General features: G+C 68.0%; 14 protein-coding genes and 5 pseudogenes. 12 read left to right on the plus strand and 7 right to left on the minus strand.

Going from position 1 to position 14,731, the window contains the following annotated elements; translation table 11 throughout:
* A partial coding sequence (locus AC3WL8_RS38715) for a hypothetical protein (RefSeq protein ID WP_492380162.1) occupies positions 1–448 on the minus strand: 448 nt, incomplete at its 3' end.
* A gap of 227 nt (positions 449–675) precedes the next feature.
* A pseudogene (locus AC3WL8_RS38720) lies at positions 676–837 on the minus strand (AraC family transcriptional regulator); the annotation flags it as partial.
* Positions 838–954: 117 nt separating this feature from the next.
* On the opposite strand from AC3WL8_RS38720, the gene AC3WL8_RS38725 reads away from it, so the two are divergent.
* The 5 genes and pseudogenes from AC3WL8_RS38725 to AC3WL8_RS38745 all read left to right on the plus strand — a co-directional run bounded on the left by AC3WL8_RS38725 (position 955) and on the right by AC3WL8_RS38745 (position 4,011).
* Positions 955–2,013, plus strand: coding sequence for a beta-keto acid cleavage family enzyme (locus tag AC3WL8_RS38725; RefSeq protein ID WP_013954046.1), 1,059 nt, complete (start codon positions 955–957; stop codon positions 2,011–2,013).
* Positions 2,014–2,071: 58 nt separating this feature from the next.
* Positions 2,072–2,272, plus strand: a pseudogene (locus AC3WL8_RS38730) (DUF1289 domain-containing protein).
* A gap of 56 nt (positions 2,273–2,328) precedes the next feature.
* Positions 2,329–2,670, plus strand: a complete 342-nt coding sequence (locus tag AC3WL8_RS38735; RefSeq protein WP_228772798.1) for a thioredoxin domain-containing protein — start codon at positions 2,329–2,331, stop codon at positions 2,668–2,670.
* 68 nt (positions 2,671–2,738) lie between these two features.
* The gene (locus AC3WL8_RS38740) at positions 2,739–2,984 is read left to right on the plus strand and encodes a hypothetical protein (RefSeq protein ID WP_228772797.1); all 246 of its coding nucleotides are present in this window, start codon (positions 2,739–2,741) and stop codon (positions 2,982–2,984) included.
* A 52-nt stretch (positions 2,985–3,036) separates the two neighbouring features.
* Positions 3,037–4,011 carry a tripartite tricarboxylate transporter substrate binding protein gene (locus tag AC3WL8_RS38745; protein ID WP_153956939.1) on the plus strand — a complete coding sequence of 325 codons (975 nt, stop codon included), beginning with the start codon at positions 3,037–3,039 and terminating at the stop codon, positions 4,009–4,011.
* A 36-nt stretch (positions 4,012–4,047) separates the two neighbouring features.
* Here the strand turns inward: AC3WL8_RS38745 and AC3WL8_RS38750 are convergent.
* Positions 4,048–4,383 (minus strand): annotated as a pseudogene (locus tag AC3WL8_RS38750) (AMP-binding protein); the annotation flags it as partial.
* A gap of 281 nt (positions 4,384–4,664) precedes the next feature.
* Here AC3WL8_RS38750 and AC3WL8_RS38755 point away from each other — a divergent pair.
* A complete protein-coding gene (locus tag AC3WL8_RS38755) occupies positions 4,665–5,663 on the plus strand; it encodes an AraC family transcriptional regulator (RefSeq protein WP_153956940.1) in 999 nt (332 codons plus the stop codon).
* A gap of 12 nt (positions 5,664–5,675) precedes the next feature.
* Here AC3WL8_RS38755 and AC3WL8_RS38760 read toward each other — a convergent pair.
* A pseudogene (locus tag AC3WL8_RS38760) lies at positions 5,676–6,503 on the minus strand (LysR substrate-binding domain-containing protein); the annotation flags it as partial.
* A 77-nt stretch (positions 6,504–6,580) separates the two neighbouring features.
* Between AC3WL8_RS38760 and AC3WL8_RS38765 the strand changes: the two are divergent.
* Together AC3WL8_RS38765 and AC3WL8_RS38770 are read left to right on the plus strand one after the other, a co-directional pair.
* A pseudogene (locus AC3WL8_RS38765) lies at positions 6,581–7,649 on the plus strand (alanine racemase).
* Positions 7,639–8,106: a RidA family protein gene (locus AC3WL8_RS38770; RefSeq protein WP_492380163.1), complete on the plus strand. Its 468-nt coding sequence runs from the start codon at positions 7,639–7,641 to the stop codon at positions 8,104–8,106. Before AC3WL8_RS38765 ends, AC3WL8_RS38770 begins: the two are co-directional and overlap by 11 nt.
* Here AC3WL8_RS38770 and AC3WL8_RS38775 read toward each other — a convergent pair.
* Together AC3WL8_RS38775 and AC3WL8_RS38780 are read right to left on the minus strand one after the other, a co-directional pair.
* On the minus strand, positions 8,048–9,184 hold the full coding sequence (locus AC3WL8_RS38775) for an oxidoreductase (RefSeq protein ID WP_153956943.1): 1,137 nt from the start codon (positions 9,182–9,184) through the stop codon (positions 8,048–8,050). The two genes, AC3WL8_RS38770 and AC3WL8_RS38775, sit on opposite strands and share 59 nt — an antisense overlap.
* Complete coding sequence (locus tag AC3WL8_RS38780) at positions 9,181–9,579, minus strand: RidA family protein (RefSeq protein ID WP_013954035.1); 399 nt, start codon at positions 9,577–9,579, stop codon at positions 9,181–9,183. The genes AC3WL8_RS38775 and AC3WL8_RS38780 overlap by 4 nt, the downstream gene beginning before the upstream one ends.
* Positions 9,580–9,723: 144 nt before the next feature.
* On the opposite strand from AC3WL8_RS38780, the gene AC3WL8_RS38785 reads away from it, so the two are divergent.
* From AC3WL8_RS38785 to AC3WL8_RS38795, 3 genes are all read left to right on the plus strand, one after another.
* Entirely contained in the window at positions 9,724–10,611 is an 888-nt protein-coding gene (locus AC3WL8_RS38785; RefSeq protein ID WP_013954034.1) for a LysR substrate-binding domain-containing protein, read from the plus strand.
* 69 nt (positions 10,612–10,680) lie between these two features.
* Positions 10,681–11,637, plus strand: coding sequence for a prolyl aminopeptidase (gene pip / locus AC3WL8_RS38790; RefSeq protein WP_153956944.1), 957 nt, complete (start codon positions 10,681–10,683; stop codon positions 11,635–11,637).
* Between the two features lie 42 nt (positions 11,638–11,679).
* Positions 11,680–12,333, plus strand: a complete 654-nt coding sequence (locus tag AC3WL8_RS38795) for a glutathione S-transferase family protein (RefSeq protein ID WP_211979496.1) — start codon at positions 11,680–11,682, stop codon at positions 12,331–12,333.
* Here the strand turns inward: AC3WL8_RS38795 and AC3WL8_RS38800 are convergent.
* Complete coding sequence (locus AC3WL8_RS38800) at positions 12,291–13,598, minus strand: SGNH/GDSL hydrolase family protein (protein WP_211979495.1); 1,308 nt, start codon at positions 13,596–13,598, stop codon at positions 12,291–12,293. The two genes, AC3WL8_RS38795 and AC3WL8_RS38800, sit on opposite strands and share 43 nt — an antisense overlap.
* Positions 13,599–13,732: 134 nt before the next feature.
* Between AC3WL8_RS38800 and AC3WL8_RS38805 the strand changes: the two genes are divergently transcribed.
* Positions 13,733–14,656, plus strand: coding sequence for a LysR family transcriptional regulator (locus AC3WL8_RS38805; RefSeq protein WP_013954030.1), 924 nt, complete (start codon positions 13,733–13,735; stop codon positions 14,654–14,656).
* Positions 14,657–14,731 lie beyond the last annotated feature (75 nt).

Consider the following 14,731-nt stretch of genomic DNA (forward strand, 5'->3'; position numbering starts at 1 on the left):
GTTTGGTCGCAACGCAGCGGCCAACCGCCAGCGTCGAGGTCTTGGCCGACCGGAGACCTTCGCCTTCCTGGGTTTCAACTTTATCTGCGGACGATCGCGTCGGGGTGCCTTCCAGTTGCAGAGGAAGACCCGAGGTGATCGCATGCGGGCGAAGCTCAGGCAGATCAAGGAGGACCTGCGGCGGCGCATGCACGAACCGATTCCTGCGCAAGGAAAATGGCTCAGGCAGGTGGTGCGCGGATACTTCGCGTACCACGCAGTACCAACGAACTCGCGAGCACTCGGCGCCTTCCGTTACCACATTGTTGACCTCTGGCGGCGGGCGCTCCGGCGCCGCAGCCAAAAGGATCACATGACGTGGACGCGGGTCGAGCGGATCGCGGATGCCTGGCTCCCACAGCCTCGAATCCTTCATCCATGGCCCGACCGGCGCTTTGACGTCAAACACCCGAGGTAGGAGCCGTATGCCCGAATCGGGCTCGTACGGATCTGTGCGGGGGGTGCTCAGTAATGGGCATTCCTACCGCGATTCCGGGCTTAGCGGCCCGCCCGATGCTCGTCTTCGCCGCCGCGCCGCTTGTGCGCCGGCGGCTTTTCTATTGCGCCGCCTGCGCACGCCTCGCCGACACGCTGCATCCAATACGCTCGCTGAACCACCGCGAAAACGCGCTCAGTCAGCAAGCCGCCCACCGACGCCGCGGGAATGCGGATATCGGGATCGAGCAGGACCGAGCGGTTGATCTTTGCCGCCCTCAGCTGCTGGTATGGATCCAGCCCCAGCGAACGCGCGACTTCCACGTAATTGGTCAGGCTGGCACTGCGCAGATAGTAGGACATGGGGGCAGATTCCGTGCTTTCCCTGGGTGTCCCGAAATGTAAATCTAATGTCCCGGATCGTCAAATTGCGAGCAGTCGTTCGCCGATACTCCAACCACTATCCAACCGGAGCCATCCGTGCAATTCCTTGACGATTCCCTGCACCCCGAGAACATGGACAAGGTGGTGATCACCGTGGCCCCGTATGGCCCGGAGTGGATGCCGCAGGACTTTCCCGAGGACATCCCCGTCACCATGGAAGAACAGGTCCAGAAAGCCGTCGACTGCTACAACGCCGGCGCCACGGTGCTGCACCTGCACGTGCGCGAACTCGACGGCAAGGGCTCCAAGCGACTGTCTAAGTTCAACGAGCTGATCGCCGGCGTGCGCGCCGCGGTGCCGGACATGATCATCCAGGTCGGCGGCTCGATCTCGTTTGCGCCGGAAGACGACGGCCAGGCGGCCAAGTGGCTGTCCGACGACACCCGCCACATGCTGGCAGAGCTGGAGCCCAAGCCCGACCAGGTGACCGTGGCGATCAACACCACGCAGATGAACATCATGGAGTTGCTCTATCCGGAATACCTGAAGGGCACCTCGCTGGAACACCCGGCCTATCAGGCCGCCTATCGCGAGATGACGGTGCCGGCCGGTCCGGGCTGGGTTGAGGAGCACCTGCGCCGGCTGCAGGCGTCGGGCATCCAGCCGCATTTCCAGCTGACCGGCATGCACGCGCTGGAAACGCTGGAACGGCTGGTGCGCGCCGGCGTCTACACCGGCCCGCTGAACCTGACCTGGATCGGCATCGGCGGCGGCTTTGATGGCCCCAACCCGTTCAACTTCTTCAACTTCGTGCACCGCGCGCCGGACGGCTGCACGCTGACCGCGGAGTCGCTGCTGAAGAACGTGCTGCCGTTCAACATGATGGCGATGGCGATGGGCCTGCACCCGCGTTGCGGCATCGAAGACACCATCATCGACCAGTACGGCAACCGCATGACCTCGGTGCAGCAGATCGAGCAGTGCGTGCGCGTGGCGCATGAACTGGGCCGCGAGATCGCATCGTGCAAGGAAGCCCGCGAGATCTACCGCATCGGCACCTGGTACGACAGCGCTGACGCCACGCTGGAAGCCAATGGCATGGCGCCCAACCGCAAGGCGGGGCAGAAGAACCTGCCGCTGCGCGCAGCCGCCTGACCCTGGCCGCGGGGCCGGCATACCGGCCGGCCCTTGCCATGCACTACCGGAGTTCGTGATGCATCACCCTGACGCCCTCATCAATCCCTGCATCAACATCTGCCGCATGGACCTCGCCAACCGCTATTGCCAGGGCTGCGCCAGGACACGGCTGGAAATCGGGCGCTGAGCGCAGATGAGCGAAGCCGAACGCGCGCAAGTGCTGGCGGCGGCGCCGGCCCGCCGCGGGCAGCGTGCCGCTACGGGCGCTCTGTCATGAGCCAGCCCGCCTCCCTCTTCATCCAGGTCGGGTTCGACCTGGTCTGCCCCTGGTGCATGATCGGCAAGCGCCATCTTGAAACAGCGCTGGCGCAGCTGGCCCAGCAACGGCCCGATGTAGCGGTCACGGTCGAATGGCGCAGCTGTCCCCTGTTTCCGACGCTGCCGCCGGCCGGCATCCCCCAATCGCAAGTTCAGACTGGCGCGGCTTGGCAGCGCCGAAGCCGTGGCGCTGCGGCAGGCGCAGGTATGCGCCGCGGCGCGAGAGGCCGGCATCACGCTGGAACCCGACCGCATCGAGGTGCTGCCGAACACCGTGCTTGCGCATCGCCTGATCCGGTATGCGCGCCAGGCTGGTGGCGAAGCGGCCGCATCCGCGCTGATCGACTGGTTGTTTGAAGGGTACTTCCTGCGCGGTGAGGACCTCGGCGATCCGCGCGTGCTGCACGCGGCAGCATCGCCTGTGCATGCCGATGCCGCAAGCGGCGGCGCCGGCCATTGCGCAAGACCTGGCGTGGCTGCCGCCGCTGCATGGCGAGGAGGTGCCGCTACCCAATCCCGGCCTGGGCGTGCCGCGCTTCGTGATCAACGGTGCGCCGCCGATCGCCGGCGCCAGGCCGCCGCGTGCCTTGCTGGAGGCAATGCTCCGGGCGCTGGCCCGCGCGTCTCCCGCTTCCCCACACCTGCCAGGCATCGCGCTCACCACACGGTGACGCCATGCCGGCAACGCTGGACAGAAGATCCATACTACATAAGGGAGACAACATGCCCACCCACCCTACATTCCTGCTGCGCATCGCCGCCGTGGCTGCCGGCCTGGCGCTGGCGGCCCCCGCTGCCATGGCCTGGACCAGCAAGCCGGTCCGGATGCTGGTGCCCGCCCCCGCGGGCGGCACCATGGACGTGCTCGCCCGCCTGCTGGCAGACCAGCTGTCGGCGGACCTTGGCCACCCCGTGGTGGTCGACAACAAGCCGGGCGCCGGCGGCGGCATTGCCATCACCACCATGCTGGCCGCGCCCGCCGATGGCCAGACCATCATGGTCACCGCCAGCAATGTGCTGACCGAGATCCCGCATGTGCTCAAGCAGGGGTTCGACCCGCTGAAAGACGTCAGGCCCATCGCCGCCGTGGCGCGTTCGCGCATGGTGATGATTGGCGCGCCTGGTCTGCCGGCCAAGGACCTGAAGAGCCTGGTCAGCTACGCCCGGGCCAATCCGGGCAAGCTCAGCTTTGCCTCGTACAGCGCCGGCACCGCTTCGCACTACGCCGGCATGATCATGAACCAGAAGGCCGGGATCGACTTGCAGCATGTGCCCTTTGCCGGTTCCGCGCCGGCGCTGACGCAGGTGATGGGCAATCAGATCGCGGTGATGTACGACGGCATGGTGACCTCGCTGCCGATGATTCGTGCCGGCAAGGTGCAGGTCTATGCCGTGGCGTCGAAAAGCCGCTCGGCGCTGCTGCCGCAGGTGCCGACCTTTGCGGAATTGGGCTACCCCGACATGGACTTCAGCAACTGGGTGGGCGTGATTGCGTCGTCGAAGCTGTCGCCCGAACTGGCCGAGAAGATCCACGCGGCTGCCTACAAGGCCGCGGCTTCCGCCAAGGTGCGTGACCGGATGGAGGCGCTCGGCTATGAGCCGTTGTCAGCGCAGCCCCTGCCGCAACTGAGCGAATCAGTGCGCGCGGAGTTCGAGCGCAATGCCGGCATCGTCAAGGCGTTCAATATCCAACCCTGAGTCCGTTCCCGGCAACGCAAAAGGGCAGCCTCATCCGAGGCTGATGTCGCGATGGCTGTAGCACACGCCCTTGGGATCGCCGGTGGTGCCCGTCGTGTAGAAGGTGACCGCGCGGGTGTTCTCGTCGAATTCGGGGAAGTCGAAGTCGGACGAGGCCGCGCTCAGCAGGGCCTCATACTCGCCGCCGAACGGCAGTGATGTCGGCGGAACGTGCTGGCCGTCGGCCAGCAGGACAAAGCTGCGCACGCTGGTCAGCTGGCAGCGGATCTCTTCCATCACCGGCAGGAAGTCCGGATGGAGCAGCACCACCTCGGCGCCGGAATCGTTCAGCGTGTACAGGATCCGCTGCGCCGACAGCCGCACGTTGACCGACCTGTCCCGGGCCCGGCTCGCCCGCTTCCATGTGTTCGTAGCGCAGCACTCCGGGGCCGCCGGTCTCGTATATGCGGACAACATTTGCCATTGTCTTGTCTCCTGGAGTCTCGTTGGTGCGGAACACGCTGCACATGCAGAGAACTGTAGGGATTGCTGCCCCGGCCGGCGTTGCATTGACTCCCGATGACTTTGCATTTCATGCCATGCGGCCCTATGATCGCTGCTGCGGCGGGCAGACCGCGCCCCCGATTGACATCTCATCGCAAGGCAACGCTGGCTTGGAAACCCTGATACGTGCTGCCGCACTGACCAACTTCCTCGAGGTTTCGCGCGACCTCGGCCTGGACCCGCAGCCGTTGCTGCGCCAGGCGCGGCTGCGGCGGGCCTGGCTGGACGATCCCGACCAGCGCGTCCCGGTCAGCGCCTGCGTGGCGCTGCTGGAAGCCGCCGCGCAGGCGTCGGCCTGCCCGACCTTCGGGCTGCGCATGGCGGAGTCGCGCCAGCTGTCGGACTTTGGCGTGATGAGCCTGCTGATCAGCCAGCAGCCCACGCTGCGTGCCGCGCTGGCCACCACCATCCGCTACCGGCACCTGGTCAACGATTCGGTGGCGCTGTTGCTTGAGGATGCCGGCAGCGCGGTGGTCATCCGGCAGGAAGTGCTCAGCGACGCGCCTTCGCGGCAGGCCACTGAGCTGGCCATCGGTGTCGTCTTCCGCATGTGCGCGCTGCTGCTGGGCCCGCGCTGGCAGCCGATCGGCGTGAGCTTCACGCATGCGGCGCCGGCCGACCTGCGCATCCATCGCCGCCTGTTCGGTTGCCCGCTGGAATTCAACGCGGACAGCAATGGCATCATCTGCCGCGCCGCCGATCTCGACGCGCCGAACCCGACGGCGGACCCGGTCATGGCACGCTACGCGCAGCAGTTCATCGACACGCTGCCCCGCGCCAACCCGCAGTCCGTCGGCCATGAAGTGCGCGCCGCGATCTACCTGATGCTGCCGATGGGCCGCGCCACCTGTGAAGCCGTGGCGGAAGGCCTGGGCCTGAGCCTGCGCACCATGCAGCGCCAGCTCGACGACGCGGGTGAGACCTTCACGGAGATCCTGAACGACGTGCGGCGCGAACTGGCGCGACGGTACGTGGAGAATCCGCGCTATTCGCTGCTGCGGGTGTCGCAGTTGCTGGGGTATGGGTCGGCCAGTTCGTTTACACGGTGGTTTTCGGCGCAGTTCGGGATGGCGCCGGCCAACTGGCGCAGGGATCATGCGGCGGGGTAGCGGGAAAAGGCGTCAGCCTGGTGGACGGGCCCGGCGTGCTGGCACCTGGTCCTGCTTGCAGCTTCCCAGTGCCTCTTCCAGGAACTGCATCAGCGCCTGCACGCGGGCCGTGCGTCCCCGTCGCGAAGGAACCAGCAGCGTCACCGGTGCGCTGTCGAATTCCCAGTCTACCAGCACGCGCACCAGCACGCCGCGCGCCACCGCGTCGGCGGCGTCCCATTCCGAGCGCAGCACCGGTCCCAGCCCCTGTTCGGCCCAGGCCCGCGCCACGCTGCCGTCATTGCTGGTGTAGGCCGGCACCACGCGCACGCTCTCGCGCGCTGATGCACGTCGCCGGGTGCCAGCCCGGCGCAAGCGCCAAAGCGTCACGTCCTCGTCATTCTCGCGGATGCAGATACAGGCATGCTCGAGCAAGTCGCGCGGCACGGCGGGCGTGCCGCGCTGGCGCAGGTAGGCAGGGCTGGCGCATAGCCAGCGCGTATTGGACGCAAGCGTGCGCGCAATCCAGGACGAGTCGCGCACGGCGCCGATATGGATGACGGCGTCCGAGTCATGCCGGTCGGGCCAGGGCGTTTCGCGTAGGTCAAGCTGCAGGCGCAGGCCGGGATGCAACTGGGCTAAGCGCGCCAGCAGCGGGGCCACATGGTGGGGCCCGTACCCGAACGGCGCGGCAATGCGCAGCGTGCCCGTCAGCCGGCTGTCCTCGCGCCGGAACGATTCAGGCAAGGCGTCGAGCTGTGCCAGCAGGGACGCACCCTCGCGCGCGAAGCGCTCACCCTCCGGCGTCAGGCTCAGCCGCCTGGCGGTGCGGGTCGCCAGCGCCAGGCCCAGTGTCGCCTCACCAACGACAACATCCTGATTCCTCCGCCACGCTGCGCAGCCTGGAAACGCCTGCGGCAGTGATCGACACCCCGCGCATGCTGCGCAATATCCACCGCATGCAGGCGCGCATGGATGCGCTCGGCGTGCGCTTCCGTCCGCATGCCAAGACCAGCAAATGCACGCCGGTTGTGCGCGCGCAGATCGATGCGGGCGCGAGCGGCATCACCGTCTCCACGCTGAAGGAAGCCGCGCACTTCTTCGACGCCGGCATCACCGACATCCTCTACGGCGTGGGCACGGTGGCGAGCAAGCTGCCCCAGGCGCTGGCGCTGCGCCGCCGCGGCTGCGACCTCAAGATCCTGACCGACAGCGTGGAGTCCGCCCGCGCCATCGTCGCCTTCTGCAACGCACACCGCGAGGCCTTCGAGGTCTGGATCGAAATCGATACCGATGGCCACCGCTCCGGCATCCTCCCCGACGACCCCGCGCTGATCGACGTGGCGCGCGTCCTGCATGATGGCGATGTGCGCCTGGGCGGGGTGATGACGCACGCCGGCTCCAGCTATGACCTGGACACGCTCGCGGCGCTTGCGGCCATGGCCGAGCAAGAGCGTGCCGGCTGCGTGCGCGCCGCCACGCGGCTGCGCGAGGCGGGCCTGCCGTGCGCGGAGGTCAGCGTGGGCTCGACCCCGACCGCGCTGTCGGCAGCCAGCCTGGAGGGCGTGACCGAGGTGCGCGCGGGGGTCTATGTGTTCTTTGACCTGGTCATGCGCAATGTCGGCGTCTGCACCGAAGACGAGGTGGCGCTGAGCGTGCTGACCACCGTGATCGGACACCAGCCGGAAAAGGGCTGGGCCATCGTCGATGCCGGCTGGATGGCCATGAGCCGCGACCGTGGCACGCAGAAGCAGAAGCACGACTTCGGCTACGGCCAGGCCTGCGCCATCGACGGCACCGTCATGCCCGGCTACGTTCTCAGCGGCGCCAACCAGGAGCTCGCGCCAAGGCACGGCTGATCCGGATATCGCTGCACGCTTGCCCGTCGGCACGGTGCTGCGCATCCTGCCCAACCACGCCTGCGCCACCGGGGCGCAGTTTCCCACCTACCACGCCATTGCCGAGGATGGCGCGGCCACCGAATGGAGCCGTCTGCATGGCTGGTAAGCACAACGATGAACACGGGGCGGTACGCACAGTCAGTCCCGCTTCGCTCGCCGCACCAGGCGGCCACTACAGCCATGCCACGGTCGCCGGCGGCCTGGTCTTTATCTCCGGCCAGTTGCCGATTGCACCGGACGGGCACAAGCTGGTCGACGCGTCGTTCGCCGCACAGGTGCAACAGGCGCTGGCCAACGTCGAGGCCGCACTGCTTGCCGCCGGCAGCAGCATCGCGGCGCTGGTACAGGTGCGCGTCTACGTGGACACGATGGACAACTGGCCCGCCTTCAACGCGATCTACGCCGCATGGGCTGGCGACGCGCGGCCGGCCAGGGCCGTGGTGCCCACCGGCCCGCTGCATTTCGGGCTGAAGGTCGAGGTGGAGGCTGTGGCGGTTGCGACCGTCAGCCCGGCGTCACCGCCTGGCGGCCTGCTTCGCGCAGCGCCAGCTCGGCATCCTTGATGTTGCCCAGCGGCGCGAGAACGGCCGCATCGAATGGCCGTACCGGCTGACCCTCGCGCACCAGCACCGGCCAGTCCGGATTCGCAAGGGCGCCGCGACCGAGCGCGACCAGCGTGGCGCCATCGTCCAGCAGGCCGGTCGCGCGCGATGGCTCATGCAGGCTGCCGTTGGCCACGATCGCGAGCCCGGGCGCGGCACGGCGTGCAAGCTGCACCAGCGTCGCGCCGTCGTCCGCGAAGGCGGGCATCCATGCCTCGTACTCCGTCACGTGGAGGTAGTCCACGGCGCTCGCCCCAAGCGCGGAGAAAACGGCGGCCGCGCCCTCCGCGCCTTCCGGCCACTTGTGGACGAAATCGTTCACCTTGCCTTGCGAGATGCGCACGCCGACGGGGAAGCCTGTACCCACGGCAACGCGCACCGCGCGGACGGTTTCCAGCGGCAGGCGCATGCGTTTCGCGATGCTGCCGCCCCAGGCGTCCTGGCGTTGATTTGTATAGCCCGTCAGGAACTGGTCCAGCAGATAGCCATTGGCACCGTGGATTTCAACGCCGTCGAAACCCGCGTCACGGGCCAGCCGGGCGGCCTGCGCAAAGCCTTCGATGGCCTGCAGGATGTCTGCCTCCTCCATGGCGCGCGGCATCCGGTATGGACCCTTGCCGGCATACACGGTCATCTGCTGCCCCTTGGGCTGCACGGCCGAGGGCCCGACCGTGTCGTCGCGGAAGCGGTTGGCTTGCGACAGCGCACCGGCATGCATCAGCTGCGCCACGATGCGCCCGCCCTGCTGGTGGACCGCGGCAACGACCTGGCGCCAGGCGGCGACTTGCTGCGCGTCCGTCAGACCGGGCTGGCCCGCATAGCCCTGGGCGTAGGCACGGTCGGTATAGATGCCCTCCGTGACGATGAGGCCAAAGCCGCCGCGGGCGAAGCCTGCGTAGTAGCGGGTCATGGCCTCGGTGGGAACGCCTGTGGCGGTGGCGCTGATGCGCGTCATCGGCGCCACCGCGAGCCGGTTGCGCAGCGGCACGCCGTTCAGCGCCAGCGTATCGAACAGCGAGGGGGTGGCGGGCGTGGTCATCGCGCAGCCTCTGTGGCCAGGGCGATGGCTTCGATCTCGATCTTCGCGTCCGGCGAGTAGAGCGCCGAGACCTCGACGATGGTGTCGGCCGGATAGGGGGCAGAGAACCATTTGCGGCGCAGTTCGACGATCTTCGGGAAGTGTGCCATCGACGTCAGGAAGATCGTCACCTTCACCACGCGGTCCAGCCCCGAGCCGCCCGCCTGCAGCGCGCGCCTGAGGTTGCTGAATGCCTGCTCGGCCTGGGCATCGAAGTCGTCACGGCCCACGATGGCGCCATCGTCGCCCACCCCGGCCTGGCCGGAAACAAAGAGGAAGCCGCCGGCCCGGATGGCTTGCGAAAGCAAATAGGGGGCATAGGGGTCGGGTTTGGTGTGGACTTGTTCCAGTGGCATTGCTGACTCCGGTAGATGATTTAGTAGAATTCACCTGATCGCCTGAGGGGCCATCCGATAGGTCGAGTATCGGAGCGGGACGAGGCAGCGACAAATGGTCGCTTTTCAGTCGATACATGAATACATCTCATCTAAGGAGGAGGCTTGCGCAAACTGCCGCCCCTGAGTGCCCTGCGCACCTTCGAAGCCGCCGCCCGGCGCGCCAGCTTCAAGCACGCGGCGGACGAACTGCACGTCACGCCGACGGCGGTCAGCCACCAGATCCGCTTGCTGGAAGAGAGCCTTGGCGTGAAGCTGTTCGAACGCCAGACCCGCAAGGTGCGCCTGACGCCTGCCGGGCATCAGTTGTTCCCCGCGGTGCGGGACGGCCTGGACGGGATGGAGCGCGCCGTGCTGGCGGTGCAGCGCAGCGGACAGACCAACGTTGCCACGCTGACATCGACGGTTGCCTTCATGGCCAAGCGGCTGGCACCACGTGCCGGCCAGTTCCGCGCGGCCTACCCTGACTGGACGCTGCGCCTGGATGCGTCGGACCAGATCGTCGACCTGGACAACGATGCGGACGCTGCCATCCGCTACGGAAGCGGCGACTACCCGGGCCTGGTGGTCGAGCCGTTGTTCTGCGACCGGTTTGCGCCGGTCTGCAGCCCGGGCCTGAAACTGGCCAGCATGCAGGATCTGAAGCACGCCACGCTGGTGCACTTCGAGTGGGGCGCCGGCGCACGCGATAACGAGCGCGCGCCGGTCTGGCGCCAGTGGCTGGCGCACGCCGGCGTCGAGGTCACCGATCCGCATGCCGGCCTCAGCTTTACTGACGAGATCCACGCCGTGCAGGCCACCATCGCGGGGCAGGGGGTCGGCCTGCTCAGCCTGACGCTGGTCGCGGAAGAGCTGGCCTCGGGCGTGCTGGTGCAGCCGTTCGGGCTGTCGCTGGAGAGCTTCCGCTATGACCTTGTCTACAGCGAGCGCGCCGCGGAGCGTCCCGCCACGCGGCTGCTGAGGGACTGGGTGAAGACGGTGTTCGCCGGTTAAGGGCTGGGCTACTGTTTGCCGTTCCCTCCGGCGTACACTGTGGCTCCCGATCTCCGTAGACCCATATCCATGCCTGCCCTGCGCACCCTCTATCCTGAAATCGAGCCCTATGAAACCGGCACGCTGGATGTCGGCGACGGGCATGTCATCTACTACGAGCGAGTGGGCACGCCCGGTGCCAAGCCGGCGGTGTTCCTGCATGGCGGGCCGGGTGGCGGGATTTCCGCGGACCACCGGCGGCTGTTCGACCCGGCGCGCTATGACGTGCTGCTGTTCGACCAGCGCGGCTGCGGGCGTTCGACGCCGCATGCGGGGCTGGAGGCCAACACCACGTGGCACCTGGTCGACGATATCGAGCGCCTGCGCGTGCTGGCCGGCGTGGAGCGCTGGTTGGTGTTCGGCGGCTCATGGGGCTCGACGCTGGCACTGGCCTACGCGCAGAAGCACCCGCAGCGCGTCAGCGAGCTGGTGCTGCGTGGCATCTACACGGTGTCGCAGGCGGAGCTGGATTGGTATTACCAATACGGCGTGTCCGAGATGTTCCCCGACAAGTGGGCGCGTTTCCAGGCGCCGGTGCCCGAGGCCGAGCGCGGCAACATGATGGCCGCCTACCGCAAGCTGCTGACCGGTGACGACCAGGACAAGCAGGTGGAAGCGGCGCGCGCATGGAGCGTGTGGGAAGGCGAGACCATCACGCTGCTGCCGGACGCCGGCAACAGCGCCAAGCATGACGACGGGCACTTTGCGCTGGCGTTCGCGCGGCTGGAGAACCACTACTTCACGCACCGCTGCTGGCTGGAAGACGGGCAACTGCTGCGTGACGCGCACAAGCTGGCCGACATCCCCGGCGTGATCGTGCACGGCCGCTATGACATGCCGTGCCCGGTGCGCTATGCCTATGCGCTGCACCAGGCGTGGCCCAATGCCGATTTTCACCTGATCGAAGGCGCCGGCCATGCGTGGACCGAGCCGGGCATCATGGACCAGCTGATTGCCGCGACCGATCGCTTTGCGGCGCAGCAGTAGTCGCGCGCCGACCACCACCGAAGATCACCACCGGAGACCACGATGGAGCTTTACGCCCACCCGTTTTCATCCTATTGCCAGAAGGTTCTCGTTGCGCTGTACGAGAACGCCATTCCCTTCGAGTTCAGGATGCTGTCGCCAGAACACGCGCAGAACATGGACGAACTCGCCAGGCTGTGGCCGCTCAAGCGCATGCCGGTGCTGGTGGACGGCAGCCGCACGGTGCTCGAATCGAGCATCATCATCGACTACCTGGACCGGCATCACCGCGGCCCCGTGCGCTGGCTGCCGGAGTCGCCCGACGCCGCGCTGGAAGTGCGCATGCTCGACCGCTTCTTCGACCAGTATGTGATGACGCCGATGCAGCGCATCGTGGCCGACTACCTGCGCCCGGCGGAGCACCGCGATGCTTATGGCGTGGCCGAGGCACGCAAGTTGCTCGATTCGGCCTACGCGTGGCTTGAGTCAACGCTGGCCGGCCGGGAATGGGCCGCGGGTGACGCCTTTACGCTGGCCGATTGCTCGGCCGCGCCGTCGCTGTTCTATGCGGACTGGGTGCATCCGATCCCCGATGCGTGCGGCAACGTGCGCGCCTACCGCAACCGGCTGCTGGCGCGGCCATCGTTCGCGCGCGCGGTGGACGAGGCACGGCCCTATCGCCGGCTCTTCCCGCCGGGTGCGCCGGACCGGGACTGACGGGCAAGCTCAGGCAGCGTCAGCCCGATCTGCGCCGCCATGGCGCGATAGCCCGCGTCGCCGGGATGCAGGTGGTCGCCGCTGTCGAACGCCGGCAGCAGCGCCTGCGGGCGCGCGGGATCGCGCACCGCGGCGTCGAAATCCGCCACCGCATCGAACGCGCCGCCGTTGCGGATCCAGTTGTTGACCGCCAGCCGCACCGCTTCCTTTCCCGGGCTGTCATAGCCGCGGATCGGCGTATCGCGCAGCGCCCCCGCAAACGGCGTGATGGTGGCGCCGATCACGCGCACGCCGCGCGCATGGGCGCGCGCGATCAGGCGGCGGTAGCCCTCGATCAACTCGGCGGCCTGCGGCACCGCATCGCCCGGTGCAAAGGTGGAGCCCGGCCAGGCGATATCGTTGATGCCGATCGCCGCGATCACGGTGCGCACGTGCGGCTGGCTCAGTGCGTCGCGATCCAGCCGCGCCAGTGCGGACACCCCCATGCCATCGCGCAGCAGCCGCCCGCCGGAGATGCCCGCATTGAGCACAGCCACGCCGTTGCCGGCCGCACGCTGTGCCAGCACGTCCGGCCAGCGGCGGTTGGTGTCGGGGGTGGAGCCGTTGCCTTCGGTGATCGAATCCCCGACGGCCACCACGGCACCGGTATACCCGGGCGCATCGACCTGCACCTCGCTGAGCAGGATGCGCGCGCTGAACGACTGCGGCGCAGGCAGCGTGGCCTGCGTGGTCGCGTTGCCGGCCGCGAGCCACGCGGTCTGGCGCCCATCCCAATGGAACGACTCGATCGCGGTGGCTTGCGGCAGGTAGAGGCTGAGTGCCAGTTCGCCCAGCGCCGGGGCGTCGATGGCGACCGGATCGCTTGCCACGGACTGGCCCGCCGGGATGATCACCGACGCGCTGCCGCCGAACGTCACCGCGCGGCTGCCCGCCGCATCGATGCTGCCGCCGCCGGCATGGCGCGCGAGTTGCGCCGCGCCGACCGCGACCGGGTGGCGGCCGTAGGGGTTGGACAGCACCACGCGCACGCGCTTGCCGCCCACGCTGAGCCGCACCACCTGGCGCAGCGTCTGGCCGGACAGCACCGTGGGCACGCCGGTCGGCAGCGGCTGGGCGCCGGGCTGCCACACCGGCTGCTGGCTTGCCATCCAGCTGGTCAGCCAGGTTGGGTCCTGCAAGGGGCTGGCCAGTGCCGCGGTGCTGGCGAGGGTGGCGGAGAACGTCAGCGCAGTCAGGCAGCGCAGGATGCGGGGAATGCGGAACATGGGTTTGCCTCGGCTCGCGGACCGGCGTTGGTGCCGGGATGACGCCCAAGGTAGGGCATTCCAGAAATGACAGGTAGCAGGCAGAATGGCATATCGCTCATTCCGCGATGGAATGAATGGGCACAAGGAACGGCATGGACACCATCAGGGCAATGCAGGTCTTCGTGCGCGCCGTGGAGCTGGGCAGCCTGTCGGCGGTGGCGCGCGAGCAGCAGTCGACCCAGCCGACCATCAGCAAGGTCGTGGCCGCGCTGGAGAAAGACATGGGCGTGCGGCTGCTGGAGCGCAGCACCACCAGCCTGTCGCCGACCGAGGCGGGGCGGCGCTTCTATGAGCGCGCGCGCCGCGTGCTGGATGAATACGGCGAGGCGGTCAGTGATGCGCGTGGCATGTCCGGGCACCCGGCCGGGCGGGTGCGCGTCAGCGCGCCGGCCAGCTTCGGCGTGCTGCGGCTTAATGCGCTGGTGCTGGCGTTCCAGCAGCGCTATCCGGAGGTGGAGGTGGAGTTGCTGTTCGACGACCGCTTTGTCGACCTGGTGGAGGAGGGCGTCGACATCGCGGTGCGCCTCGGCGCCTCGCTGCCGCCCAACGTGGTCGCGCGCCGCATCGCGGTGTCGCCGCGGCTGCTGGTGGCCTCGCCCGATTACCTCGCACGCCATCCGCGTATCCGGCAGCCAGCCGACCTGGCGCGGCACCAGATCCTGCGCTTCACCTGGCTGGCCGCTGGCGACGAGATCGTGCTCGACGGGCCCGGCGGGCAGGCGCCGGTCAGCGCGCCCTGCCGCTACCGCGTCAACAACTCGCTGGCGATGCGCGAGAGCTTCCTGGCCGGCGTCGGCTTTGGCATGACGCCGGCATGGCTGGTGCAGGACCTGCTCGACAGCGGTGCCTTGCAGCACGTGTTGCCACGCTGGAGCGGTCCGGCGCAGGAAGCCTTCCTGGTCTATCCGTCGCGGCGCTACCAGCCGGCGCGGGTGCGGGTGTTGCTGGACTACCTGGCGCAGGCGATTGCGGGGTTGCCGGGGTTGACCAGGTGCGCGGCAAGCCTCGGCCTTTAGGCCTGAGCTTTACCCACATCCTATGGACCTGAACTGAAGATGCGGAACATTTCGGTAATCTCGTGGAGGACGAAG

The sequence above is a fragment of the Cupriavidus sp. FW305-F7 genome (assembly GCF_058782875.1).

Bases quoted from the DNA above. Each gene is read 5' to 3' on its own strand.
- AC3WL8_RS38735 (WP_228772798.1), top strand. From the start codon at position 2,329: ATGATCGGCAAGCGCCATCTTGAAACAGCGCTGGCGCAGCTGGCCCAG.
- AC3WL8_RS38740 (WP_228772797.1), top strand. From the start codon at position 2,739: ATGCCGATGCCGCAAGCGGCGGCGCCGGCCATTGCGCAAGACCTGGCG.
- AC3WL8_RS38745 (WP_153956939.1), top strand. From the start codon at position 3,037: ATGCCCACCCACCCTACATTCCTGCTGCGCATCGCCGCCGTGGCTGCC.
- AC3WL8_RS38770 (WP_492380163.1), top strand. From the start codon at position 7,639: ATGGCTGGTAAGCACAACGATGAACACGGGGCGGTACGCACAGTCAGT.
- AC3WL8_RS38775 (WP_153956943.1), bottom strand. From the start codon at position 9,184: ATGACCACGCCCGCCACCCCCTCGCTGTTCGATACGCTGGCGCTGAAC.
- AC3WL8_RS38780 (WP_013954035.1), bottom strand. From the start codon at position 9,579: ATGCCACTGGAACAAGTCCACACCAAACCCGACCCCTATGCCCCCTAT.
- pip (WP_153956944.1), top strand. From the start codon at position 10,681: ATGCCTGCCCTGCGCACCCTCTATCCTGAAATCGAGCCCTATGAAACC.
- AC3WL8_RS38795 (WP_211979496.1), top strand. From the start codon at position 11,680: ATGGAGCTTTACGCCCACCCGTTTTCATCCTATTGCCAGAAGGTTCTC.
- AC3WL8_RS38800 (WP_211979495.1), bottom strand. From the start codon at position 13,598: ATGTTCCGCATTCCCCGCATCCTGCGCTGCCTGACTGCGCTGACGTTC.
- AC3WL8_RS38805 (WP_013954030.1), top strand. From the start codon at position 13,733: ATGGACACCATCAGGGCAATGCAGGTCTTCGTGCGCGCCGTGGAGCTG.